Raw genomic sequence first — 23,424 nt, 5'->3', positions numbered from 1 at the left:
CAGCGGAACAAAATGTAGTGAACGCTGATCTGACAACCGCGCATTGCTCATAAACAAAGGCGGCGGCATAATGTAGCCCCTTTTTTCAGCCCCTACATGTGGAAGGTTCCCGTGACTCAGAAGCCCGACCAGTGTCTTGGTGAATGGATCGATCGTGAAGCCCTCGCCGAGGCGATGATCCCGCTTATCGGTCAGCTCTACCGCAATAACAATGTGGTGAGTTCGATCTATGGCCGCAGCCTGATCAACCGTTCAGTGATTGCGATCCTCAAGGCCCACCGCTTTGCGCGTCATCGTCAATCCGATGCAAGTGAGTTGTCCGTACACGAGACGTTCCCGCTGATCAAGGCGATGAGCGAGCTCAAGCTGGGTGCCGCTTCGGTGGATCTCGGCAAGCTTGCCGTCAAGTTCAAGACTGAAGGCAATGGCCGCACCGCCGAGCAGTTCGTGCGTGAAGAACTGGCCGAGCTGGTCGGTCAGCAAAGCGCCAGCCCGCGCAAAGGCACTGATGTCGTGCTTTACGGTTTCGGCCGGATTGGTCGCCTGCTGGCGCGCATCCTGATCGAAAAAACCGGTGGCGGCGATGGCCTGCGCCTGCGTGCAATCGTGGTCCGCAAGGGCGCCGAGAATGATCTGGTCAAACGCGCAAGCCTGCTGCGTCGTGACTCGGTACACGGCCCGTTCGATGGCACCATCACCATTGATGAAGCCAACAGCACCATCACGGCCAACGGCAACCTGATTCAGGTGATCTACGCCAAGAATCCGACCGAGGTGGATTACACCCAGTACGGTATCAAGGACGCACTGCTGGTGGACAACACCGGTGTATGGCGTGATGCGGAAGGTCTGGGCCAGCATTTGTCCTGCCCGGGTATTGACCGCGTGGTTCTGACCGCACCTGGCAAAGGCAAGCTGAAGAACATCGTTCACGGTATCAACCACGGCGAAATCACTGCTGACGACAAGATCGTATCGGCTGCTTCCTGCACCACTAACGCCATCGTGCCGGTGCTCAAGGCAGTCAACGACAAGTTCGGTATCGTCAACGGTCACGTTGAAACGGTTCACTCGTACACCAACGACCAGAACCTGATCGACAACTTCCACAAAGGCGATCGCCGTGGCCGCAGCGCCGCGCTGAACATGGTGATCACTGAAACCGGAGCTGCCACCGCTGCTGCAAAGGCATTGCCTGAGCTGGCTGGCAAACTGACCGGTAACGCGATTCGTGTTCCGACGCCTAACGTGTCCATGGCCATTCTCAACCTGAACCTTGAGAAAGCGACCACTCGCGAAGAAATGAACGAGTACCTGCGTTACATGGCGCTGCACTCGGACCTGCACAAGCAGATCGACTTCGTCAATTCGCAGGAAGTGGTTTCCACTGACTTCGTTGGCTCGCGCCACGCCGGTGTTGTGGATGCTGAAGCCACCATCGTCAACGATAACCGCGTTGTCCTGTACGTCTGGTACGACAACGAATTCGGTTACAGTTGCCAGGTGGTTCGCGTAATGGAAGACATGGCGGGCGTTAACCCTCCGGCATTCCCGCGCTGATTACTGCTCCAGGCTGAAATGAAAAACGCCCCGACCGGGTAACTGGTCGGGGCGTTTTTTTTGTGCGGGACCCGGAAGAACTGTAGGAGCGAGCTTGCTCGCGATGGGGGCCGTCATTCGAAAGAATGCTTGCCAGACAGAATGCCATCGCGAGCAAGCTCGCTCCTACAGGGGGTAACTCAGCCGGCAGTTACAGCCTCAGGCGCTTGCAGTTTTTGCCCGCCTTTGCGGAACAGCACCAGCGTCGCCAGCAAGCCCAGCACCGCTGCGCCGGTCAACCAGATGCCTGGCGCCGCCTTGTTATCCAGCACGTGAATCAGATAAGTGCACGCTGCGGGCGTGAAGCCGCCGAAGGTTGCAGTCGCCAGGCTGTAGGCCAGGGAGAAGCCAGTGGTGCGCACTTCAACCGGCATGATTTCGGTCAGGGCCACGACCATTGCGCCGTTGTACGAGCCATAGAGGAAGGACAGCCACAGTTCGACCATCAGCAGGTTGCCGAAGCTCGGGTGGGCTACCAGCCAGGACAGGGCAGGGTAGGCCGTCGCAATGGCCAGCACGGTTGCGCTAATCAGCAGTGGCTTGCGACCGATCCGGTCGGAAAGCGCGCCCATGACCGGCAGCCAGATGAAGTTCGAGATGCCCACGCAGACAGTGACCAGCAAGCTGTCGAGGTCCGACAGGTGTAGCTCGTTTTTGCCGAAGGTCGGCGTGTAGGCGGTGATGAGGTAGAACGACACCGTGGTCATGATCACCAGTGCCATGCCGCCAATGACCAGACCGAAGTTCTGACCGATTGAGCGCACCACCTCTTTGAGGGTCGGGCGGTGAGTGCGAGCCTGGAACTCCGGAGTCTCCTCCATCGAACGGCGGATGACGAAGATCACCGGTACGATCAGGCAGCCGATCAGGAACGGTACACGCCAGCCCCAATCGCCCATTTCCGCGGGGCTCAACCAGTGGTTCAGCGCCACGCCCAGCAGGCCGGCGAACACCACGGCTGCTTGCTGGCTTGCAGACTGCCAGCTGACGAAGAAACCCTTGCGACCCGGTGTGGAAATCTCTGCGAGATAAACCGACACGCCACCAAGCTCCACGCCTGCCGAGAAGCCTTGTAGCAGACGGCCAAGCAAGACCAGCAGCGGTGCCGCGACGCCCAGAGTTGCGTAACCCGGCACGCAAGCAATCAGTACGGTACCCATGGCCATCATCGCCAAGGTCACGACCAAGCCTTTCTTACGACCGTGACGGTCGATATAAGCACCGAGGAAAATGGCGCCCAGCGGACGCATCAAGAAGCCTGCGCCAAAGGTTGCCAAGGACAGCATCAGTGATGCAAAGGCGCTGTCGGTGGGGAAGAAGGTTTTGGCGATGGCCGTGGCGTAGAAGCCGTAGACCATGAAGTCAAACATTTCAAGGAAGTTGCCGCTGACAACGCGAAAGATCGCCTTGCCCTTGCCTGTATTCGAGGCCATGGAAATTTCTCACTTAGGCTGTCTGGTCAGGTGCTGGCGCCAGCACGGTCATGCTGAATAGGCGACAGCGCCTCAAGGATCCGTTGTAGTTGTATGTTCTGCTGCAAGGTCAAGGCTCCTTGCCTGTATCCAACGCAATTGTAACCATATGTGTAAAACGCCCTAAAAACAACTCTCGCTACTTAGCGTTCATGCTGTGCGACCAAGTCGATGGGTGGAGCGGCATTTAGTCGCAGACAAAATTGGCCTTCGGCGCTACCAACGGTTAATGTTCCACGCTTTGGCGCAGGTGTAGACTGCGCCTCGGGTTTTGATCCTTCATGCCGCTGGCCGCGGCGTGATTTAGCCAGAGCTGCCAGAGTGGCAGTTCGGCCTGTTTAAGGAGTACGCATGGCTGTCTACAACTACGACGTAGTAGTACTGGGTTCCGGCCCTGCCGGAGAAGGCGCGGCGATGAACGCTGCGAAGGCGGGACGTAAGGTCGCAATGGTCGACAGTCGTCGGCAGGTTGGCGGCAACTGCACACACTTGGGCACCATCCCGTCCAAGGCCCTGCGTCACTCGGTCAAGCAGATCATCCACTTCAACACCAACCCGATGTTCCGGGCGATTGGCGAGCCGCGCTGGTTCTCGTTCCCGGATGTATTGAAGAACGCTGAAATCGTCATCTCCAAGCAGGTCTCTTCGCGTACCGGCTACTACGCCCGCAATCGGGTTGACGTGTTTTTCGGCACGGGCAGCTTCGCCGATGAGAACAGCATTGATGTGGTGTGTGGCAATGGCGTAGTAGAAAAGCTGGTCGCCAATCAGATTATCGTCGCCACTGGATCGCGGCCTTATCGCCCGGCCGATATCGACTTTTCCCACAAGCGTATCTACGACAGCGACACCATCCTCAGCCTCGGCCATACCCCACGCAAATTGATCATTTATGGTGCCGGCGTTATCGGCTGCGAATATGCGTCGATCTTCAGTGGCCTGGGGGTGATGGTCGAACTGGTGGACAACCGTGATCAACTGTTGAGCTTCCTGGATTCTGAGATTTCACAGGCGCTGAGTTATCACTTCAGTAACAACAACGTAATGGTTCGCCACAACGAAGAGTATGAAAAGGTCGAAGGGCTGGATAACGGTGTGATCCTGCACCTCAAGTCCGGCAAGAAGATCAAGGCCGACGCCTTGCTCTGGTGCAACGGTCGCACCGGTAATACCGACAAACTGGGTCTGGAGAACGTGGGCATCAAGGCCAACGGGCGCGGCCAGATCGAAGTCGATGAAAACTATCGCACCAGCGTGCCGAATATCTATGGCGCGGGCGATGTGATCGGCTGGCCGAGTCTGGCCAGTGCTGCATACGATCAGGGGCGTTCGGCAGCGGGCAGTCTGGTCGACAATGGCAGCTGGCGTTACGTCAACGACGTCCCGACGGGTATTTACACCATCCCGGAAATCAGCTCGATCGGTAAAAACGAACACGAGTTGACCCAGGCCAAAGTGCCTTACGAAGTGGGAAAGGCGTTCTTCAAGGGCATGGCGCGGGCGCAGATTTCCGGTGAGCGCGTGGGCATGCTGAAGATCCTGTTCCACCGCGAAACCCTCGAGGTGCTGGGCGTGCACTGCTTTGGTGACCAGGCTTCGGAGATTGTCCACATCGGTCAGGCGATCATGAACCAGCCCGGTGAAGCCAACACCCTCAAGTATTTCGTCAATACCACGTTCAACTACCCGACCATGGCTGAAGCCTATCGGGTAGCCGCTTACGATGGCCTCAACCGGCTTTTTTAAGCGACTCCGGCCGGAGGCCTGAGCCGGCCGGGGAGACCGATTTCAGTAATTCTCGAGAGTGGCGCTGGCCAAACCGGGAAAGTCTGTAATCAGGCTGTCTACGCCGAAGTCGGCGAGCCTGCGCATCAGTGCGGGCTCGTTGACTGTCCATACCGACACGTGCAAACCCTGGTTCTGGGCTTTCTTCAAGCGCTCAGGGGTGCACAGTGTCCAGTTCAACGCCAGAATCTCACAGCCATAGCTTTGCGCGACTTTCAGCGGGTCGAGCCACGCGTATTCGGCAACCAGCCCGCGGCTGATGTCCGGCGTCAGCTCCTGAGCGGCGCGCAACACTTCCCGGGAGCTGGAGGTGATGGTGATCTTGTCCAGCAGGCCATGTCGTTGCGCCAATTCGCGAATCGCCAACACTGTCGTGGTGGCGCGGGTGCGCGAGGCGCTTTTCACTTCCAGCTGCCAATGCTCGAAGTCGCATTTTTCGAAGAGTTCGTCCAGGCGCGGGATCGGGCAGGGGTTAACCCAGCCAGGTCCGCCCTTACGGGCGTCGTAAGTCACCAGGTCGGCGGCGACATGCTCGTTGACCTTGCCCCGTCGATCCGTGGTGCGTTTCAAGGTTGGATCGTGGATCACCATCAGCTCGCCATCGCGAGACAAGTGCAAATCCAGTTCACAGCGACGCACGCCGTGCTTGAGGCATTCCTGAAAGCTGGTCAGAGTGTTTTCCGGTGCTTCGCCTTTGGCGCCGCGGTGGCCGTAAATAAGGGTCACGTTTACTCCTGGTGGCCTTTAAGGCGTTGGTCTTGGTGCTATTTCCGGGATGTTTTTTCTGTGGGAGCGAGCTTGCTCGCGAAGGCAGTGGTCCTGCTCGAAGAGATATTTCAGCCGTCCTGGCCTCTTCGCGAGCAAGCTCGCTCCCATAGATTCTGTTTTGCCGCATCACAGCGTGTTCATTCAGGCGCTTTCGCCTCAAGCGCCTGGCGTCGAATGGCGGCTTGTCGTTGCAAAATGTATCGAGCGAGGAGCTGGCGCTGGGAGTCAGGCAGGTTGATAAACTCAGTGCCGACCTCGAATTGGCCGCCCGCCAGGGCGTCGCAATGAATGACTTTGGCGTGCAACATCAGCGCCGATGCCTGGGGCATCAAGACCATTTTGATCGACAGCTGAGCATCCAGTGGATAGGACTGGGCGCTGTTGAATTGCACGCCGCCTTCGGAAATGATCACTGGTTGCGGGGCACCCAGCTTGCCTAGCGCGGTTTGGGCGACGACCTGGCCGAGCAGGTCGATGCGCTTGCTCAAGGAGCGCAGCAGGTCGCTCACTATTCGATCCCGATCATCCACCTGTCGCAGCAGGTGCTGGGATTCGAACTCGTTGACGTGCAGTTCGCTGAGTAATTCGAACAGTGCCGAGGTCTCGCGCATGGCGGCATGGCCGGTTAGATCGCTCTCGGACAGGAGGTTAATTTCCAGTGCGACGCTGTCCTCGATACGGTAGTATTCGCGGCGTTCTTCTTCATCTAATGTCGACATGGCGAACCCATGGTAGCGGCGGTGGTCATAGTGGTTGCTCGCAGTGCTCAGAGTGTTTTCGAGTGTAAGGCTGCCTGCCAGGACCCGCCACAAGGACGTTCCCATTCCTCCGAACAAGTCCCTAAATGTTCAGACCTCTTTTTGTATTCATAGGCACGCGCTATACCCGTGCAAAACGGCGTAATCATTTCGTCTCCTTCATTTCCCTGACTTCCATGATCGGCCTCGCCCTTGGCGTAGTGGTGATGATAGTCGTGTTATCGGTCATGAATGGCTTTGATCACGAAATGCGTACCCGCGTGTTGGGCATGGTCCCTCACGCCACCATCGAATCCGGCGAGCCGATCAGCAATTGGCAGGGCTTGGCCGACAAGGTCAAGCAGAACCCGCAGGTGCTGGCCGTTGCGCCTTTCACCCAGATGCAGGGGTTGCTGACCAACAATGGTCAAGTGCAGAAAGTCCTGCTCAATGCCATCGACCCGGTTCAGGAACGTAAAGTTTCGATCATCGATAACTTCATGAAGCAGGGCAAGCTGGACGATCTGTCCCCCGGTAGCTTCGGTATCGTGATTGGCGACAAAGCCGCCACCAAGCTGGGCGTGACCATGGGCGATAAAGTCACCTTCGTCGCCCCCGAGGTGACCGTGACCCCGGCTGGCATGTTCCCGCGCATGAAGCGTTTTACCGTAGTGGGTATTTTTCACGTGGGCGCTGGCGAACTGGACGGCTACCTGGGCCTGACCAACCTTGACGATCTGGGTCGGCTGCATCGCTGGAAGGCGGATCAGGTGCAGGGCCTGCGGTTGAAGTTCGAGGATCTGTTCGAGGCACCGCGCACTTCTTATCAAATCGCCCAGACCCTTGGCGATCACAACTATTACTCCCGTGACTGGACTCGCACCCACGGCAATCTGTATCAGGCGATCCGCATGGAAAAAGCCATGATCGGCCTGCTGCTGTTGCTGATTGTGGCCGTGGCGGCATTCAACATCATTTCGACGCTGGTGATGGTGGTCAACGACAAGAAGGGCGACATCGCGATCTTGCGCACCCTGGGTTCAACCCCGGGGCAGATCATGGCGATCTTCATGGTTCAGGGGACGGTCATCGGCGTGGTGGGCACCTTTATCGGAGCCGTGCTTGGCATGATTGCCGCCCTCAATGTCAGTGCCGCGATCTCCGCACTGGAAGGTCTTATTGGCCACAAGTTTCTCAATGCCGACGTTTACTTCATCGACTACCTGCCTTCTCAGCTGATGGCCGAGGACGTGCTGATGGTCTGCGGCGCCGCATTGGTCCTGAGTTTCCTCGCCACCCTGTATCCGGCCTGGCGTGCTGCGCGCACCCAACCGGCGGAGGCGTTACGTTATGAGTGAGTCGGGCATGAGTGATAAAGCAGTTTTGAGTTGCCGCAACCTGGGCAAGTCCTACGAGGAAGGTCCTGAGTCGGTGGTGGTCCTGTCGGGGCTGCAACTGGAGTTGTTTCCGGGCGAGCGCGTGGCGATTGTCGGCAGCTCAGGCTCGGGGAAAAGCACGTTGCTCAACTTGCTGGGCGGTCTGGACACGCCTTCGCAGGGCAGCGTCTGGCTCGCCGGCGAAGAGCTTTCCGCTCTGGGTGAAAAGGCCCGTGGCTTGCTGCGTAATCGGGCGCTGGGTTTCGTTTACCAGTTCCACCATTTGTTGCCGGAGTTCACCGCACTGGAGAACGTCTGCATGCCGTTGCTGATCGGCAAGACTGCCATCCCGGAAGCTCGCAAGCGTGCTACGGCGTTGCTGGAGCGGGTCGGGCTTGGGCATCGTCTGGCGCACAAGCCTTCGGAATTGTCGGGTGGTGAGCGTCAGCGTGTGGCGATTGCCCGGGCTTTGGTCAACCAGCCGGGGCTGGTGATGCTCGACGAGCCAACAGGCAACCTTGATCACCATACCGCTCAAGGCATTCAGGACCTGATGCTGGAGCTGAGCACGTCTTCGCGCACGGCGTTCCTGGTGGTGACTCACGACATGAATCTGGCCCGGCAGATGGATCGCGTCTGGCGCCTGGAAGATGGCCGTCTGGTCGAAGCCTGATTGTTAACCCGGCGCTGTTGATCGCGTCGGGATAGTTTTTTCGCGGCATTTTTTACACGGTGCAATACCCATGTTCAGACCGTTATCAATTTTTATTGGCACGCGCTATACCCGCGCCAAGCGCCGCAACCATTTCATCTCGTTCATTTCCATGACCTCGATGATCGGGCTGGCGCTGGGTGTGCTGGCGATGATCGTGGTGCTGTCGGTGATGAATGGATTTCAGCGGGAAATGAGCTCGCGGATCCTCGGTATGGTGCCCCACGCGGTGATAGCCGGGGTTCAGCCCCTTGATGACTGGAAGCCGGTGGCGGCTGCGTCCCTGAAAAATCCGGAAGTGACCGCTGCGGTACCTTTCACCGAGATGGATGGCATGCTCTCCTACAAAGGTGCCATGCAGCCGATCCAGATCAGTGGCGTTGATCCTGCGCTGGAGCACCAAGTATCCATCGTTGCTGACCACATCGTGCAGGGCAAGCTGCAAGACCTGAAAGCGGGTGAGTTCGGCGTGGTGCTGGGCGAGTTGAGCGCCCGTCGCTTTCGCCTGAATGTCGGCGACAAGCTGACCCTGATCGTTCCGGAAATCAGCAGTGCCCCGGGGGGGATCACCCCGCGTCTGCAAAGGTTGACCGTGGTCGGGATCTTCAAGGTGGGTGCCGAGCTGGATGGCTCGATGGCGTTGATCAACGTGGCCGACGCCGCACAGATTCAGCGCTGGCAGCCGAATCAGGTGCAAGGTGTGCGTCTGGCCTTGAAGGATCTGTATAAAGCCCCTGAAGTTTCCGCAGCCATCGCGGGCGGGCTGGGTGCTGATTACAAAGCGGATGACTGGACCCACACTCAAGGGAGCCTGTTCAGTGCCATGAAGATGGAAAAGACCATGATCGGGCTGTTGTTGCTGATGATCGTCGCCGTGGCCGCGTTCAACATCATTGCCACTCTGATCATGGTGGTCAATGACAAGGGCGCAGACATTGCTATCCTGCGCACCATCGGCGCCACGCCGCGGCAGATCATGACGATTTTCATGGTGCAGGGCACGGTGATCGGTATCGTCGGCACCATCATTGGTGGCGTGTTGGGGATTATTGCCGCGATCAATGTCAGCAGTCTGGTGGGCTGGGTTGAGCGGGTCAGCGGCCAGCACATTTTCAGTTCCGATGTGTACTTCATCAACAACCTGCCTTCCGAGTTGCAGGCTGGCGATGTAGTGCTGATCTGCAGTGCCGGTTTTATCCTCAGCTTCCTGGCGACGCTTTACCCGGCGTGGCGTGCAGCGCAGATCCAGCCGGCGCATGCATTGCGGTATGAGTGATAGGTTGGCCTGATGTGATACCTGTGGGGGATTGTCTGTTAGCCTGCAGGCGAATGTGGCGACGTGGGACCGGCTTCAGCCGGGAAGAGGCCGGTACATCCATGCGATATGTATCGTCTGAAATGCCGCCTTCCCGGCTGAAGCCGGTCCCACGACGCTAGCCCAGACGTTACGCTCCCACAGCTCAAGCATCACTTTTGAATCGGCAACTCAATCAAAAACCGCGTTACCCCCTCTTTCGACTCACATCGAATAGTCCCGCCATGGGCCTGGATGATCGAGCGAGTGATCGCCAGACCCAGGCCTGCGTGTTCTCTGCTTTCGCTTCGAGCCTGATCGGCGCGATAGAAGCGGTCGAACAGGCGCGGTAACAAGCTCTCCGGAATGTCCGCGCCGCTGTTCTCGACATTGATTCGGGCACGTTTATCAACTTCGCTCAGTGTCACCTTTACGTAGCCCCCGGCAGGGGTATGGCGTACCGCGTTGTCCAGCAGGTTTGAAAGCACGCGCCGCAACATGGTTCGGTCGCCATCGATACTGGCATGACCATCGCTGCTCAGCGTGACCTGCGCGTCCTCTGCCAACGGCGCGAAGAACTCCAGCACCGTTTGCACTTCGTCCTCCAGCCGCAACCGCTCGCAGGTCGGTGTGAGCAGGCCGTGCTCGGCCTTGGCCAGGTAGAGCATGTCATTGACCATCTGCGCCATGCTTTGCAGCTCTTCGAGGTTGCTCAACAACGCCTCTCGGTAGTCCTCAATGTCTCGGGGTCGGGTCAGTGTGACCTGGGTGTGGGTCAGCAGATTGGATAGCGGCGTGCGCAGCTCATGGGCGATATCGGCAGAAAACGCTGAAAGCCGCTGGAAACCATCGTCGAGCCTGCCCAGCATCCCGTTGAATGCCTGAGTCAGTTCTGCCAGCTCGGCGGGCATTTGCTCTTGTGGCAGGCGCGTGGTGAGGGAGCTGGCAGAAACGCTGGCAGCAATCCGGCTCATGTTGTGTAAAGGACGCAGGCCGCTGCGTGCCGCCCAGGCCCCCAGCAGCGCCGTAGCCAGCGCTGACAGCCCGACCGTCAGCCAGATCAGGCGCTGCATCCTTTGCAGAAAGTGTTGGTGGTGGGTGATGTCCAGCAGCAGGGTCAGTTGCGGGCTGTCCGGTGTCGCGGGATCAAGCTTGACGGTATAGGTGCGATACGCGGTCTGATCGCTGATCAGGGTGTGCAGTCCCTCATCGGTTACGGGCAGCGATGGCTTGAGCGCTGCACTGTCAAACCAGGGCTCAGAGCCCGGACCGCTGATGCGCAATCCCAGGTCAGGTTGATGGGCCAGCTCGGCCTTGAGCTGTGCTGCACGTCCGGCTAAATCCTGCTCGCTGCGCACGTTCTGCAACAGGCTGCGCAGGCCCGGCAATTTGCTTTCCAGCAGTTGCTGATCCAGCTCGATGAAGTGAGTTTCGCTGGCCTGATTGAAAAGTACCCCGGCAATCAACGAAACCACTGCGGTGCAGGCGGCGAACAGCAGTGCCAGCCGGCTTGCCAGCGACCAGCGACGGATCATGCCGGGCGCTCTTCAAGGACGTATCCCATGCCGCGCACGGTATGGATCAGCTTGTCCGGAAACTCATCGTCGATCTTCAGGCGCAGGCGGCGGATCGCAACTTCGATCACGTTGGTGTCGCTGTCGAAATTCATGTCCCAGACCTGGGAAGCAATCAGGGATTTGGGGAGCACTTCGCCCTGACGGCGCAGCAACAACTCCAGCAACGAAAACTCCTTGGCGGTCAGATCGATACGTTTGCCGCTGCGTTCAACGCGCCGGCGCAGCAGGTCCAGGCGCAGATCGGCCAGTTGCAGGTGGGTTTCCTGAGCAGGGCTGTTGCCCCGGCGCAACAGACTGCGCACTCGGGCCAGCAGCTCGGAGAAGGCGAAGGGTTTGACCAGATAGTCATCGGCACCCAGCTCAAGGCCTTTGACCCGATCTTCGACGGTGTCGCGGGCCGTCAGAAACAGCACTGGGGTTTCCAGCCCCGCACTGCGCACGGCTTGCAGAATCTGCCAGCCGCTGCGGCCAGGCAACATCACGTCCAGGATCAGCAGTGAGTAGTCACCCGTCAGCGCCAGATGCTGGCCATTACTGCCGTCAGCCTCCAGCTCAGTATTGAACCCGGCTTCACTGAGGCCTTGGCGCAGGTAGTGACCCGTTTTTGGTTGATCTTCGACGATCAGAATCTTCATCAATGGCTCATGACTATGGCGTGGGACATGAATGCTTTATAGCGCGAGTGGTCGCCGCAGAGCGCAACCTGACAATTTTGTAATCTTGCCGTCAGCTCGCTGGCAGTGCGGAGCATCTACTGTGCGAGCATTGATTGTCGCTCATTTGGAGAAAACGATGCCGTCCATTGCACGTTTTGCGCTGGTTGCTGCGCTGCTGACCTTGAGTCAGCCCTTGCTGGCAGACCCCGCTGCCTCTTTGCCATTCGGCCATGCTGCACCTGCGGCCAAGGCGTCGCGGACGGTTGAGCTGGTTCTGGGCGATATGTATTTCGAACCCAAGAACTTACAGGTCAAGGCAGGCGAGACTGTACGTTTCGTTCTGGTCAACAAGGGCCAGCTGTTGCACGAGTTCAATCTGGGAGATACAGCCATGCACGCCCGTCATCAGCAGGAAATGCTGAAGATGCAGCAGAGCGGCATGCTCACGCCAACTGGCATGCAGCACCACGACATGGGTCATGGTGGGGAGATGAAGCACGATGACCCCAACAGTGTGTTGGTGGAGCCGGGCGAAACCGCCGAGCTGACCTGGACATTTGCCAAGGCCGCCGATCTTGAGTTCGCCTGCAACGTGCCCGGCCATTATCAGGCGGGGATGGTCGGCAAACTGACAATTACCGACTAGGCGCTGAAAGCGAGGCGCAAACGCTATAAACTTACGCCTTAATCCGTCCGCTTCACGTGATTCAGGTACCGTCATGCATCCCGCAGCCGAACACTCGCCGCTGGGCAAATCCAGTGAATACATTGCCACTTACGCGCCTTCGCTGTTGTTCCCGATCCCGCGTGCCACCAAATGGGCCGAGTTGGGCCTGACTGCTGAAACCTTGCCTTATAAGGGTGTGGACTTCTGGAATTGCTATGAGCTGTCCTGGCTGTTGCCGTCGGGCAAACCAGTCGTGGCGATTGCCGAATTCAGCATTCCGGCGGACTCGCCGAATATCATCGAGTCGAAATCCTTCAAGTTGTATCTCAACTCACTCAATCAGACAGCCTTTGCTGATCGCGAAGCGTTGACCGCGGCCTTGATCAAGGATCTTTCAGCAGCCGCAGGCAAGCCGGTGAGTGTGCGGATTCGCAGCCTTGCGGATATCGAAAGCGAAGGCGTGGCGAGCATGCCAGGTACGTGCATCGATGATCTGGACCTGACTATCAGCAGCTATGACCGGCCGCAACCGGAGCTGCTGCGCTGCGACGATTCACAGGTGGTGGAGCAGAGCCTGCACAGTCATTTGCTGAAATCCAATTGCCCGGTGACCAGTCAGCCGGATTGGGGCAGCGTTGCCGTCGAGTACCGTGGGGCGGCGCTGGATCCTGCGAGCCTGTTGGCTTACATCGTCAGCTTCCGGCAGCATTCGGACTTCCATGAGCAATGCGTCGAGCGGATATTCATGGACCTGCAAGCGCTGCTCAAGCCGGAGAAGTTGACGGTTTATGCGCGTTATGTGCGCCGTGGCGGGCTGGACATCAATCCGTACCGCAGTACCGAGGTGATTAGCCCGGATAATCGCCGGCTGGCCCGGCAGTAAATCGCAGGCCTGTATCAAGCCCGTCACTGATCATGACGGGCTTTTTAATTGCTTCAGATGCCGATGTTGCCCAGGGTTTGAACGATATTGCGCAGGGTGCCGGCAATGCCCGGATGCTCCAGTTCGAAACGTTCCACTGCCAGATTGACGCCGTCAGCCAGGCTGGTGTCCTGGGTGACAGTTTCCAGTTCGATCTGCGACTGGATTTGCTCCATGAGTTGCTGCAGATTCTCGCGCTCGGCTTCCGAGAGGGGTGGGTTCTGCTCCAGTTGCTCGCGCAGGGTGTTGAGTTGTTCTTGCAGTTCGCGGGCAGGCATGGCGTGCTCCTTCTTTGATAAGTCTGTCCCATGGACCCCGGCGTGACGCTAAAGGTTCGTCATGGGTATGTGACAAGACTAATCCACTCCGGCGCGACTTGCATGATTGTGGTCAATACGTGCATCAGGTAGGACAACCCATTCGTACGGTGTAAACCTGTGGGAGCGGTGCTTGCCCGCGATAAGGACAACTCGGTGTACCTGCCATACCGCGTCGCTTCAATCGCGGGCAAGCACCGCTCCCACAGGTGTCGCCTGCTGCTAAGGCTTTTCACCCTTGGTACGGCGCAGCGCGATATCTGCGAGACAGGACTGCAGATCACCCAGGTGGTCAACAACCGAATGCACGCCCAGCGCATAGAGCTGCAGCGTGGCTTGCCCACGGCGGTATTCCCGTTCGGCGTCAGTCAGCGCCTGCCATTGGACCGGGGACAGCCCGCACAATGAACCGCAGGATGCCAGGCCCACCGTCCACAAGCCCGCATTCAGCCCCGATTGCAGCAAGCGTGGTTCGCCACTGACCAGGACGCAGCCCTCCAGTTGGCTGACGCCGAGCGCCATCAACGCCTTCCAGCAGGCATCGGGTGCTGGCCATGGTGCATGCCCCGGCGGGGTCGCGGTGATTAGATGGTTCAATTGCAGCGCCAGCTTCTCGGTCAGGTGGCCAGCCAGCTCGTCTAGCCAGGCGCAGGGCACACCTTGGCTCTGAAGATCTTCTAATACTTTCAGGGCTCCAGGCGTCGCCAGTGTGTGCTCATCGCTGAGTCTGACCGCATTGCCAGCCTGTGCTCCGAAATCCACCAGGCAACCACTCAGTCCGAAGAGGACGGCGGTGAAGGCGGGAAGGGGGGTAGTCACAGGCGCGAGCATGGCGATATCTCTGAAATAACGCTGAACGCTACGAGGTCTATGTGACAGTAAGATGAATGTCTGATGATGGCGTTTAAACCTGTTTTGGCGCTCTAACTGATATCCATCTACCCGACGCTGCCTAAATGCGTTCATATGCCTTTATACTGCTGGCCTTGACGTGTGGGGGCGTAGCACCCGCTTCATTATCTTTTGAGGAGTATCAGCTATGCCCAAGACCGGTGCAGGCTCGTTGAATCGTCTAGCCAAGCTGTTTTTCTGTGCCGGTGTCGCATTGGCGCCAATGGCTGCGCAGGCTGCTGAAGAAGACCCATGGGAAAGCGTCAATCGGGTGATTTTCCGCTTCAACGACACCGTTGATACCTATGCCTTGAAGCCGATTGCTCAGGGTTATCAGTTCATTGCTCCGCAGTTTGTTGAAGACGGGGTTCACAACTTCTTCAATAACATCGGCGATGTAGGCAATTTCGCCAACAACGTGTTGCAGGCCAAACCTGCCGCGGCTGGCGTCGATACCGCGCGTTTGATCTTCAACACTACGTTCGGTCTGCTGGGTTTTATCGACGTTGGCACCAAGATGGGCTTGCAGCGTAGCGATGAAGACTTCGGTCAGACTCTGGGTTACTGGGGCGTGCAGAGTGGCCCCTATGTCGTGATCCCGTTGCTGGGTCCAAGCACCGTACGTGATGCCATCGCCAAGTATCCGGACACCTATACATCACCGTACAAATACATTGATCACGTTCCGACCCGCAACACGGCGCTGGGCGTGAATCTGATTGATACCCGCGCCAGCCTGCTGTCGGCAGAGCGCTTGATCAACGGTGACAAGTACATCTTCATCCGTAATGCGTTCTTGCAGAACCGCGAATTCCGGGTCAAGGATGGTCAGGTCACCGACGACTTCTGATCCACGCTGCATGCAAAAATAAAGGCGACCTGTGGTCGCCTTTATTTTTTACAGTTGTGAACCAGTTCCAGCCTGATTCAGCTCATGGATACGATGCTCAGGCCCAACTTTTGTCCGCCCTCAGGCTCGTCAGTCGTCCAGACGACCTCGGTTTCAGCTTCCAGACCTTTGAGTGCAGCGTGATCGGAATCGATTCGCACGCTGAGTTTGTCGCCCACCTTGAACGTGCGTGGTGCCTGTACCTGCATGCCCGAGCTGGACAGATCAAGGCATACAGCCGTAATGACCTGGCCTGCGTGGACCAGGCTGATTTCAGCATCCACGCGCATGCGGATGTAGTCTCGTTTCTCCTCGTAGCTTCGATCATTGAGGCTCATGTCATGTCCTTCGTTTTCGTTGCTGAATACACAGTTCTTATAACTCTGAGCGATTTGCGATGTAAAGACGCAAATCGGCGACCGGAGCGTGCTTGAAACGCCCGTCGGATGGGAGTACCGTCTGCGCCTTGAAGGGCACCTCTGAAACGCCAGTACCGGATCAAAAGTCCCGATTGGTGATCAGAGAGGCTAGAAGCGAATCCAGTACGCAGACCCGTGAACCGGGTTGCCTACGCCAACCTACTCTGGCGCCGTTTGCCCACATGCAGAAAACCAGTGCCACGCTGCTGATAATCGATGACGACGAAGTAGTGCGAGCAAGCCTTGCCGCCTATTTGGAAGACAGTGGCTTCAGCGTCCTGCAAGCAACCAATGGCTTGCAGGGCATACAGATATTCGAGCAGGAAAAGCCCGATCTGGTGATCTGCGACCTGCGCATGCCGCAGATGGGCGGGCTTGAGCTGATTCGTCAGGTCACTGCCATTGCGCCAGAAACACCGGTGATTGTGGTTTCCGGCGCTGGGGTGATGAACGATGCCGTAGAAGCGTTGCGCTTGGGGGCTGCCGATTACCTGATCAAGCCTCTCGAAGACCTTGCTGTTCTGGAGCATTCCGTGCGCCGGGCATTGGATCGTGCGCGGCTGATGCTGGAAAACCAGGTGTACCGTCAGAAGCTCGAAACCGCCAACCGCGAACTCGAGGCCAGCCTGCATCTGCTTCAGGAAGACCAGGATGCGGGTCGTCAGGTGCAGATGAACATGCTGCCGACAACGCCCTGGTCAATTGATCAATTCAACTTCGCTCACGAAATCATTCCTTCGCTGTACCTGTCGGGGGATTTCGTCGACTATTTCCGCGTTGATGAGCGTCGGGTGGCTTTTTATCTGGCGGATGTTTCCGGACATGGCGCTTCATCGGCGTTCATCACCGTGCTGTTGAAGTTCATGACCACGCGCCTGTTGTTCGAGTCCAAGCGCGGCGGTACCCTGCCTGAATTCAAGCCTTCGGACGTGCTGGGCCACATCAATCGTGGGTTGATCAGCTGCAAGCTGGGCAAGCATGTGACGATGGTGGGCGGTGTGATCGATGAAGAGTCCGGGCAACTGACCTACGCGGTTGGCGGCCATTTACCGCTGCCTGTGCTCTACACGCCGGATGAAACACGCTATCTGCAAGGCCGTGGCCTGCCGGTCGGTCTGTTCAATGAGGCAACCTATCAGGATCATGTGATCGACTTGCCTGAGTCGTTCAGTTTGACCCTGTTGTCTGATGGCATTCTTGATCTGTTGCCCGGTGATACACTTAAAGAGAAAGAGGCCGCATTGCCTGAACTGGTAAAAGCGGCGGGTGGCAGCCTGGATGGCTTGCGCCAGACTTTTGGATTGGCCACGCTCGGGGAGATGCCGGATGATATCGCCTTGTTAGTGTTGAGCAGGAACCTTGAATGAGTACCGGTAGAATCCAGTTCGCCGAGCAAGACGGGACGTTCGTTCTCAAGTTCGTCGGGGAAGTCCGTCTGACCCTCTGTTCGGCTTTGGATGCCACTATTGAAAAGATCTTCACCGCGCTGAATTTCTCGGCAGTGGTGATTGATCTGACCGAAACCCGCAGCATCGACAGCACGACGCTTGGCTTGCTGGCCAAGCTGTCGATCTTGTCGCGGCAGAAAGTCGGGCTTTTGCCAACGCTGGTAACCACCCATGAAGACATCACTCGACTGTTGCAGTCGATGGGTTTCGATCAGGTGTTCAATATCGTTGACCGGCCGATCCCGCGTCCTGAGTGCCTGACGGACCTGCCGTCCCAGGACCAGTGCGAAGAAGTGGTCAAAGCCAAGGTTCTGGAGGCGCACAAGATCCTTATGGGCCTGAACGACTCCAACCGTGAAGCCTTCCATGACCTGGTGAATGCCCTCGAGCGGCACTGATCAGTCAGAGAATCCCAGGCAGCAAAAAGGGCGGCACCCGCGAGGATGCCGCCCTTTTACGTTCAGCGTTGCAGATCAGACCTTGGCGCGGAGCAGCGCTTCGAGTTTTTCCTGATCGCGAGCGAACTGACGAATGCCCTCAGCCAGTTTCTCAGTGGCCATTGCGTCCTCGTTGGAAGCCCAACGGAATTGGCTCTCGGTCAGCGTCTGGCGAGGCTCACCGGCATTGCCTGGCGCCAGTTTGCGCTCCAGAGTGCCAGTGTCTTCGGCCAGTTTCTGTAACAGGTCCGGGCTGATCGTCAAACGATCGCAGCCGGCAAGTTGCTCTATCTGGCTGAGATTACGGAAGCTGGCGCCCATGACTACGGTCTTGTAGTCGTTGGCCTTGTAGTAGTTGTAGATACGGCTCACGGACTTCACGCCCGGATCCTCTGCGCCTACGTAATCTTTGCCTTCGGCTTTCTTGTACCAGTCGTAGATCCGGCCTACGAACGGCGAAATCAGAAACACGCCAGCATCCGCACAAGCCTGGGCCTGAGCGAAGGAGAACAGCAGAGTCAGGTTGCACTGAATACCTTTCTTTTCCAGTACTTCGGCAGCGCGGATGCCTTCCCAGGTGGAGGCGAGCTTGATCAGGATACGATCTTTGCTGACACCGGCCTGGTCGTACATCTCGATCAGGCGCTCTGCGCGCTCGATGCAGGCCTTGGTGTCGAACGACAGACGAGCGTCGACTTCAGTCGAAACCCTGCCCGGCACAACCTTGAGAATTTCCTGGCAGATGGCAACCGCGAAACGGTCAGAGGCCAGTCCGATATCGCCATTACTGCCGCTAAAGGCTTCTCTCAGGCGCTCAGCATTGCTGTCGCTGGAGCCTGCCTTGAGTAGCAGGGAAGGGTTGGTCGTGGCGTCGACCGGCTTGAGTTTTTCGATGGCAGCGAAATCGCCGGTATCGGCAACAACGGTGGTGAATTCTTTGAGTTGATCCAGCTTGGAAGTCATGAGCGTGCTCTGTCCTGTGCGGTTAAGTGACATTACCCGAGCGTTGCCGGCCACTCAAGGGCGCAAAGCATAACGACGCGCCAGAACAGGGCGTCCGGCTACTCGGGAAGGTGAAAACCTGATCCTGACTGGTTTGAGCGCCACACAGGCTGCTTGTTCCCCTGGATTAGCGACCTTCCAGCAGACCGGCCGCCTGGTCCAGCAGTGCCAATGGATCCTGGGTCTTGTGGATGTCCACTGACAGCAACTGCCGAAAGCGCCGCGCCCCAGGGAAACCTGTCCCCAGCCCAAGCACATGGCGGGTGACGTGATGCATCGAGCCGCCACTCTCAATGTGCCCGGCGATATAAGGCCGCATCGCAGCCAAGGCTTCAGCGCGAGAAATCACCGGCGCGCTGCTGCCAAAAAGCTGCTGATCTACCTCTGCCAGTAGATAGGGATTGTGATACGCCTCGCGTCCCAGCATTACGCCATCAAATACCTGCAAATGCTCATGGCACTGCTCAAGGGTCTTGATCCCGCCATTGAGCACGATTTCCAGGTCTGGGAAGTCTTGTTTGAGCTGGGCAGCGACATCGTATCGCAGCGGCGGGATATCGCGGTTTTCCTTAGGCGACAGGCCCTCCAGAATCGCAATCCGGGCATGCACCGTGAAACTGGTACAGCCGGCGTCGCGCACTGTGCCGACGAAATCACACAACTGCTCATAACTGTCGCGGCCGTTGATCCCGATCCGGTGCTTGACCGTCACTGGAATCGACACCGCATCGCGCATAGCCTTGACGCAATCGGCCACCAACTGCGGATGGCCCATCAGCACTGCGCCAATCATATTGTTCTGCACCCGATCACTCGGGCAGCCGACATTCAGATTGACCTCGTCATATCCGCCCACCTCAGCCATCCGCGCACACGCCGCCAGATCCGCCGCGACACTGCCACCCAACTGCAACGCCAACGGATACTCAGCTGCATCATGTTGCAGAAACCGATGAGAATCGCCATTAAGCAACGCACCTGTGGTGACCATCTCGGTATAGAGCAGGGCGCGTTTGGACAGGAGTCTCAGGAAGTACCGGCAATGGCGGTCCGTCCAATCCATCATCGGCGCCACAGAGAAGCGGCGTGACGGCTCTGGGCTTGTGGGGCGAAGGCTGTTGATGGCTTCGGGCAACATGGTGTTCAACGTATCTGTACCAATTCTGGGCAGTGTCAGTCAGTGCTGATCACGGGGCGGAAAGGATGGAGTTTACCAGAGAGAGGGCAAGGTCACTCGACACATCCCGAGCGGCGGCAGCATGAAGTCAGGTAGGCCGTTTGGATTCCTGCTCCCCATCTGTTCTCTGCCCAAATATCCTGTCGGCTATCTGTCGACCTAGCTCCAGACCTTCCTCCGTCAACCAAACAGATTTGTTCTTGTTCACCGGGTTTTGGATGAAACCCTGTTCGTGCAACCGGTTCATGATCTCGAAGTCGTACCCTTTCCAGGTATTGCCCCTGTCTGTACTGAACGTCGCCAGCAGGGCAAGCACGGCTTCCTCCATCAGTTTTTCGTCGTATTTCATGATTGTTGCTCCACTTGAGCTTCGTTGGTACTGCTCAAATAATACATCGGTCGGAACTGGCGCCCACAGCCACCTATCCTCAAGCTTGACCTCAACCTAACCCAAGGTCCGAGACTGGCCGCTCTTTCCTCAGGAGCAGGTCCATGTCCAATCCCAGCAGTTTCCCCGCCTTTGAATTGTTCAACCCTGAAGGGCTTTACGATCCCAGACAGAACGGCTATTCCCACGTCGCTGAACTTAAACCCCAAGCACGACTTGTGTTTATTGCCGGGCAGGGCGGTGAGAATGCTCAAGGGCAGCTCTCAACGGAGTTTGCCGAGCAGGCGCGGCAGGCGCTGGTCAATCTGGGGACGGCGCTGCGCTCCAGAGGCGCGGGTTTTGCTGACGTGTTCAAGCTGACTTTGCTGATTGTCGGCCATGACGAAGCCAAGCTGTGTCTCTGGGTCGAGGCGCTGGAGCAGGCGTGGGGCGGGGCGATGAAGCCGGTCTGTACCTTGATCCCGGTGCCATGCCTGGCGCTGAGCGGGATGCAGATTGAAATCGATGCGGTTGCCGCGTTGTCATGACCTCAAGGCTGTATCCCGTGAATGGGCAGGATCTGTGTCTGTCGGCGTATTTCTGAGATTGGTACTGTCCGCGTTCCCGATATTGGCATTGAGGCAAAAAATGGAGCTCACAGGTGTTTCGTTTGGCACTACTGACTGGTCAAAAATCGAGCCGGTAACCTATGCCGGCGAGACAGGCAGCGCCAATTGGCGAACCTGCCATTTCGGCACGACGCGGGTGCGAATGGTGGAGTACAGCGCTGGTTATCTGGCCGATCATTGGTGCTGGCGGGGCCACGTTCTGTTATGCCTCGAAGGTGAACTGCACACCGAGCTGGAGGATGGCCGAAGCTTCGTTCTGACCCCCGGAATGAGTTATCAAGTGGGCAATGATATGGAAGGGCACCGGTCGTCGACTGTGACGGGAGCGAAGTTGTTTGTTGTGGATTGACGGCGGGGGGAGTCCGCCGTTTACTGCTTCGCGCTCAACATGAGTGCTCTGCAGTAAACGACGAATACCTTTCAGGCTTAGCGGTTACGCGTGACCCGCCACACAGTATTAGCCAGGTCGTCGGCAATGATCAGTGCGCCTTTCGGGTCCACGGTCACGCCAACGGGACGGCCGCGGGTTTTGCCATCGGCACCCCGGAAGCCTGTGGCGAAGTCCACCGGTTCACCTGCAGGGCGGCCATTGTTGAATGGCACGAAAATCACTTTGTAGCCCACCGGATTGTCGCGGTTCCAGCTGCCGTGTTCGCCCACGAATGCGCCATTGGCAAACTTGTCGCCCATTTCCGGGATGGAGAAGTCCACGCCAAGCGCAGCTACGTGGGAACCCAGGCTGTAATCAGGTTTGATTGCAGCGGCGACCTTTGCCGGGTTCTGTGGCTGGGCCCGGGTATCCACGTTCTGGCCCCAGTAGCTGAAAGGCCAGCCGTAGAAAGCGCCTTCGCGCACCGAGGTCAGGTAGTCGGGGACCAGGTCAGGGCCCAACTCGTCACGTTCGTTGACCACTGTCCACAGTTGCCCGGTAACCGGTTCGATGGTCAAAGCCGTCGGGTTGCGCAGGCCGGTCGCGTACGGCTTGTGGGCGCCGGTCTGAGCGTCGATCTGCCAGACCATGGCCCGGTCAAGCTCGACTTCCATGCCGCGCTCGGTGACGTTGCTGTTGGAGCCGATACCGACGAACAGCGAGCGACCGTCAGGGCTGATGGTCAGCGATTTGGTCCAGTGGTGGTTGATCGCCGAAGGCAGGTCGGTGATCTTGGTCGGCGCGCCACTGGCTTTGGTCTGGCCTTCTTCATAGTCGAAACGCACCAGCGCATCCTGATTGGCGACGTACAGCTTGCCATCGGCAAACGCCAAGCCATACGGGGCGTTGAGGTTGTCGGCAAAGACTGTCTTCATCTCGTAGGTGCCGTCGCCGTCTGCGTCGCGCAGCAAGGTCAGACGGTTGCCGCCTTTAACCTTGGTGTTGCCTTGGGCCTTGATATAACTGGCGATCACATCTTTGGGTTTGAGTTTAGCGGCGCTGCCGCCACGGCCTTCGGCAATGAGGATATCGCCATTGGGCAGTACCAGGGTCTGACGCGGAATGGCCAGCTCGGTGGCGATCGCTGTAATGCTGTAACCCTCAGGCACTGTGGGTTTTTGATCGCCCCAGAGCGCCGGTTCGGCAATCTTCATACTCGGCAACAGGCTTCGCTGCGGGTCAGGCAGTTTAGGATCCGGTCCACGAGCCTGGGTGCTATCAGCTTCACCCCCGCATGCGCTCAACAGTAGCGCGACGCTTAGAACAGTCAGTGCGCCTGGATATTTCATTCGGCACCCCCTGAGCGCACGTTGTTGAGATTACTCAAGCCTGTCCATGCCGCAACGATGGCCAGTACTGTGACGACAACCGAGAGCACCAGACCCGACGGCATGACCGCCCAGGCATCTTTTGCATGCTCGAAGGCGTTGACCAGACCGAGCACCCAGGTGACCAGCAACAGCAGGAAGTACACCACCGGCCGGCCTGTCTTGCGTTCGGCCCGGATCAGATTGATCAGTGCAAAGACCAGTGCCAGCCCGCAGAAAACCAAGCCTCCAGCGATAAGCCAGGCGGCGAAGTTGCTCCACTGAATCTGGTAGCTCTGGTAGTAGGCGATGTCGCTCAGCAAGCCGCCGAGAAACAGAGGAACAGTACCGGCAAGCAAAATCCCGTGAAGGGGCCCGGGCGTACTGCGGTAAACGGGGTAGGTGGTAACGGTCACGACGGCTCCTTTATTGTTAAGCGACCCTTGATCGTTACCCGCACGGATGTACGGGTTTATCTAAAGGTCGCGTTACTGCGCATTGCAAAGGAACGCAACGGCTTAGCCTTAGTTCACTCAGGTTGGTATC

At 57.9% G+C, this 23,424-nt stretch carries 25 protein-coding genes; 12 read left to right on the top strand and 13 right to left on the bottom strand.

The window, feature by feature from the left end; genetic code table 11:
- Nucleotides 1-96 precede the first annotated feature (96 nt).
- Nucleotides 97-1,560, top strand: coding sequence for a glyceraldehyde-3-phosphate dehydrogenase (locus IV01_RS06245; RefSeq protein ID WP_032630403.1), 1,464 nt, complete (start codon nt 97-99; stop codon nt 1,558-1,560).
- A gap of 179 nt (nt 1,561-1,739) precedes the next feature.
- On the opposite strand, the gene IV01_RS06250 is transcribed toward IV01_RS06245, so the two are convergent.
- On the bottom strand, nt 1,740-3,032 hold the full coding sequence (locus IV01_RS06250) for an MFS transporter (RefSeq protein ID WP_032630402.1): 1,293 nt from the start codon (nt 3,030-3,032) through the stop codon (nt 1,740-1,742).
- A gap of 390 nt (nt 3,033-3,422) precedes the next feature.
- Between IV01_RS06250 and sthA the strand changes: the two genes are divergently transcribed.
- A complete protein-coding gene (gene sthA / locus IV01_RS06255; protein ID WP_032630401.1) occupies nt 3,423-4,817 on the top strand; it encodes a Si-specific NAD(P)(+) transhydrogenase in 1,395 nt (464 codons plus the stop codon).
- A gap of 42 nt (nt 4,818-4,859) precedes the next feature.
- Here sthA and IV01_RS06260 read toward each other — a convergent pair whose 3' ends face one another.
- A complete protein-coding gene (locus tag IV01_RS06260) occupies nt 4,860-5,582 on the bottom strand; it encodes a glycerophosphodiester phosphodiesterase (RefSeq protein WP_032630400.1) in 723 nt (240 codons plus the stop codon).
- Nucleotides 5,583-5,761: 179 nt separating this feature from the next.
- Nucleotides 5,762-6,343, bottom strand: a complete 582-nt coding sequence (locus IV01_RS06265; RefSeq protein ID WP_032630476.1) for a PilZ domain-containing protein — start codon at nt 6,341-6,343, stop codon at nt 5,762-5,764.
- Between the two features lie 125 nt (nt 6,344-6,468).
- On the opposite strand from IV01_RS06265, the gene IV01_RS06270 reads away from it, so the two are divergent.
- The 3 genes from IV01_RS06270 (at nt 6,469) to IV01_RS06280 (ending at nt 9,725) form a co-directional block, all read left to right on the top strand.
- The gene (locus tag IV01_RS06270) at nt 6,469-7,719 is read left to right on the top strand and encodes a lipoprotein-releasing ABC transporter permease subunit (protein ID WP_032630399.1); all 1,251 of its coding nucleotides are present in this window, start codon (nt 6,469-6,471) and stop codon (nt 7,717-7,719) included.
- 7 nt (nt 7,720-7,726) lie between these two features.
- Nucleotides 7,727-8,410: a lipoprotein-releasing ABC transporter ATP-binding protein LolD gene (gene lolD, locus IV01_RS06275; RefSeq protein ID WP_195758808.1), complete on the top strand. Its 684-nt coding sequence runs from the start codon at nt 7,727-7,729 to the stop codon at nt 8,408-8,410.
- A 70-nt stretch (nt 8,411-8,480) separates the two neighbouring features.
- Complete coding sequence (locus tag IV01_RS06280; RefSeq protein ID WP_032630397.1) at nt 8,481-9,725, top strand: lipoprotein-releasing ABC transporter permease subunit; 1,245 nt, start codon at nt 8,481-8,483, stop codon at nt 9,723-9,725.
- A gap of 191 nt (nt 9,726-9,916) precedes the next feature.
- Here the strand turns inward: IV01_RS06280 and IV01_RS06285 are convergent, their stop codons facing one another.
- Together IV01_RS06285 and IV01_RS06290 are read right to left on the bottom strand one after the other, a co-directional pair.
- Entirely contained in the window at nt 9,917-11,275 is a 1,359-nt protein-coding gene (locus tag IV01_RS06285) for a heavy metal sensor histidine kinase (protein ID WP_032630475.1), read from the bottom strand.
- Nucleotides 11,275-11,955, bottom strand: a complete 681-nt coding sequence (locus tag IV01_RS06290; protein WP_032630396.1) for a heavy metal response regulator transcription factor — start codon at nt 11,953-11,955, stop codon at nt 11,275-11,277. The genes IV01_RS06285 and IV01_RS06290 overlap by 1 nt, the downstream gene beginning before the upstream one ends.
- 157 nt (nt 11,956-12,112) lie before the next feature.
- On the opposite strand from IV01_RS06290, the gene IV01_RS06295 reads away from it, so the two are divergent.
- Together IV01_RS06295 and queF are read left to right on the top strand one after the other, a co-directional pair.
- Complete coding sequence (locus tag IV01_RS06295) at nt 12,113-12,622, top strand: cupredoxin domain-containing protein (protein WP_032630395.1); 510 nt, start codon at nt 12,113-12,115, stop codon at nt 12,620-12,622.
- A gap of 73 nt (nt 12,623-12,695) precedes the next feature.
- Nucleotides 12,696-13,526, top strand: coding sequence for an NADPH-dependent 7-cyano-7-deazaguanine reductase QueF (queF, locus tag IV01_RS06300; protein WP_032630394.1), 831 nt, complete (start codon nt 12,696-12,698; stop codon nt 13,524-13,526).
- Between the two features lie 53 nt (nt 13,527-13,579).
- On the opposite strand, the gene IV01_RS06305 is transcribed toward queF, so the two are convergent.
- Nucleotides 13,580-13,843 (bottom strand): DUF4404 family protein, encoded by a 264-nt coding sequence (locus tag IV01_RS06305; RefSeq protein ID WP_032630393.1) that lies wholly within the window; start codon nt 13,841-13,843, stop codon nt 13,580-13,582.
- Between the two features lie 261 nt (nt 13,844-14,104).
- On the bottom strand, nt 14,105-14,713 hold the full coding sequence (locus IV01_RS06310) for a phosphatase (protein ID WP_032630392.1): 609 nt from the start codon (nt 14,711-14,713) through the stop codon (nt 14,105-14,107).
- A gap of 208 nt (nt 14,714-14,921) precedes the next feature.
- Between IV01_RS06310 and IV01_RS06315 the strand changes: the two genes are divergently transcribed.
- Entirely contained in the window at nt 14,922-15,623 is a 702-nt protein-coding gene (locus IV01_RS06315) for a VacJ family lipoprotein (RefSeq protein ID WP_032630391.1), read from the top strand.
- 77 nt (nt 15,624-15,700) lie between these two features.
- On the opposite strand, the gene IV01_RS06320 is transcribed toward IV01_RS06315, so the two are convergent.
- Nucleotides 15,701-16,000 (bottom strand): PilZ domain-containing protein, encoded by a 300-nt coding sequence (locus IV01_RS06320; RefSeq protein WP_032630390.1) that lies wholly within the window; start codon nt 15,998-16,000, stop codon nt 15,701-15,703.
- 263 nt (nt 16,001-16,263) lie between these two features.
- Here IV01_RS06320 and rssB point away from each other — a divergent pair, with 263 nt between their 5' ends.
- Nucleotides 16,264-17,448 carry a two-component system response regulator RssB gene (gene rssB, locus IV01_RS06325; RefSeq protein WP_032630389.1) on the top strand — a complete coding sequence of 395 codons (1,185 nt, stop codon included), beginning with the start codon at nt 16,264-16,266 and terminating at the stop codon, nt 17,446-17,448.
- On the top strand, nt 17,445-17,927 hold the full coding sequence (gene rssC, locus IV01_RS06330) for an anti-sigma factor antagonist RssC (RefSeq protein WP_032630388.1): 483 nt from the start codon (nt 17,445-17,447) through the stop codon (nt 17,925-17,927). The genes rssB and rssC overlap by 4 nt, the downstream gene beginning before the upstream one ends.
- Before the next feature lie 75 nt (nt 17,928-18,002).
- On the opposite strand, the gene tal is transcribed toward rssC, so the two are convergent.
- The 3 genes from tal to IV01_RS06345 all read right to left on the bottom strand — a co-directional run bounded on the left by tal (nt 18,003) and on the right by IV01_RS06345 (nt 20,494).
- Entirely contained in the window at nt 18,003-18,929 is a 927-nt protein-coding gene (gene tal / locus IV01_RS06335; protein WP_032630387.1) for a transaldolase, read from the bottom strand.
- A gap of 166 nt (nt 18,930-19,095) precedes the next feature.
- A complete protein-coding gene (gene dusA / locus IV01_RS06340; RefSeq protein ID WP_032630386.1) occupies nt 19,096-20,106 on the bottom strand; it encodes a tRNA dihydrouridine(20/20a) synthase DusA in 1,011 nt (336 codons plus the stop codon).
- Nucleotides 20,107-20,233: 127 nt separating this feature from the next.
- Entirely contained in the window at nt 20,234-20,494 is a 261-nt protein-coding gene (locus IV01_RS06345) for a DUF6429 family protein (protein WP_032630385.1), read from the bottom strand.
- 143 nt (nt 20,495-20,637) lie between these two features.
- On the opposite strand from IV01_RS06345, the gene IV01_RS06350 reads away from it, so the two are divergent.
- Together IV01_RS06350 and IV01_RS06355 are read left to right on the top strand one after the other, a co-directional pair.
- A complete protein-coding gene (locus IV01_RS06350; protein ID WP_032630384.1) occupies nt 20,638-21,060 on the top strand; it encodes a RidA family protein in 423 nt (140 codons plus the stop codon).
- Between the two features lie 100 nt (nt 21,061-21,160).
- Nucleotides 21,161-21,490 carry a DHCW motif cupin fold protein gene (locus tag IV01_RS06355; RefSeq protein WP_032630383.1) on the top strand — a complete coding sequence of 110 codons (330 nt, stop codon included), beginning with the start codon at nt 21,161-21,163 and terminating at the stop codon, nt 21,488-21,490.
- Between the two features lie 77 nt (nt 21,491-21,567).
- Here the strand turns inward: IV01_RS06355 and IV01_RS06360 are convergent, their stop codons facing one another.
- Entirely contained in the window at nt 21,568-22,860 is a 1,293-nt protein-coding gene (locus IV01_RS06360; protein WP_032630382.1) for a PQQ-dependent sugar dehydrogenase, read from the bottom strand.
- Nucleotides 22,857-23,294 (bottom strand): DUF2231 domain-containing protein, encoded by a 438-nt coding sequence (locus IV01_RS06365; protein WP_032630381.1) that lies wholly within the window; start codon nt 23,292-23,294, stop codon nt 22,857-22,859. The genes IV01_RS06360 and IV01_RS06365 overlap by 4 nt, the downstream gene beginning before the upstream one ends.
- Nucleotides 23,295-23,424: the final 130 nt, after the last annotated feature.

The sequence above is a fragment of the Pseudomonas syringae genome (genome assembly GCF_000737245.1).
Lineage (GTDB): Bacteria > Pseudomonadota > Gammaproteobacteria > Pseudomonadales > Pseudomonadaceae > Aquipseudomonas > Aquipseudomonas syringae_J.
Note: the sequence above shows the minus strand (reverse complement) of the source record. Positions and strands in the feature narration are given on the sequence as shown.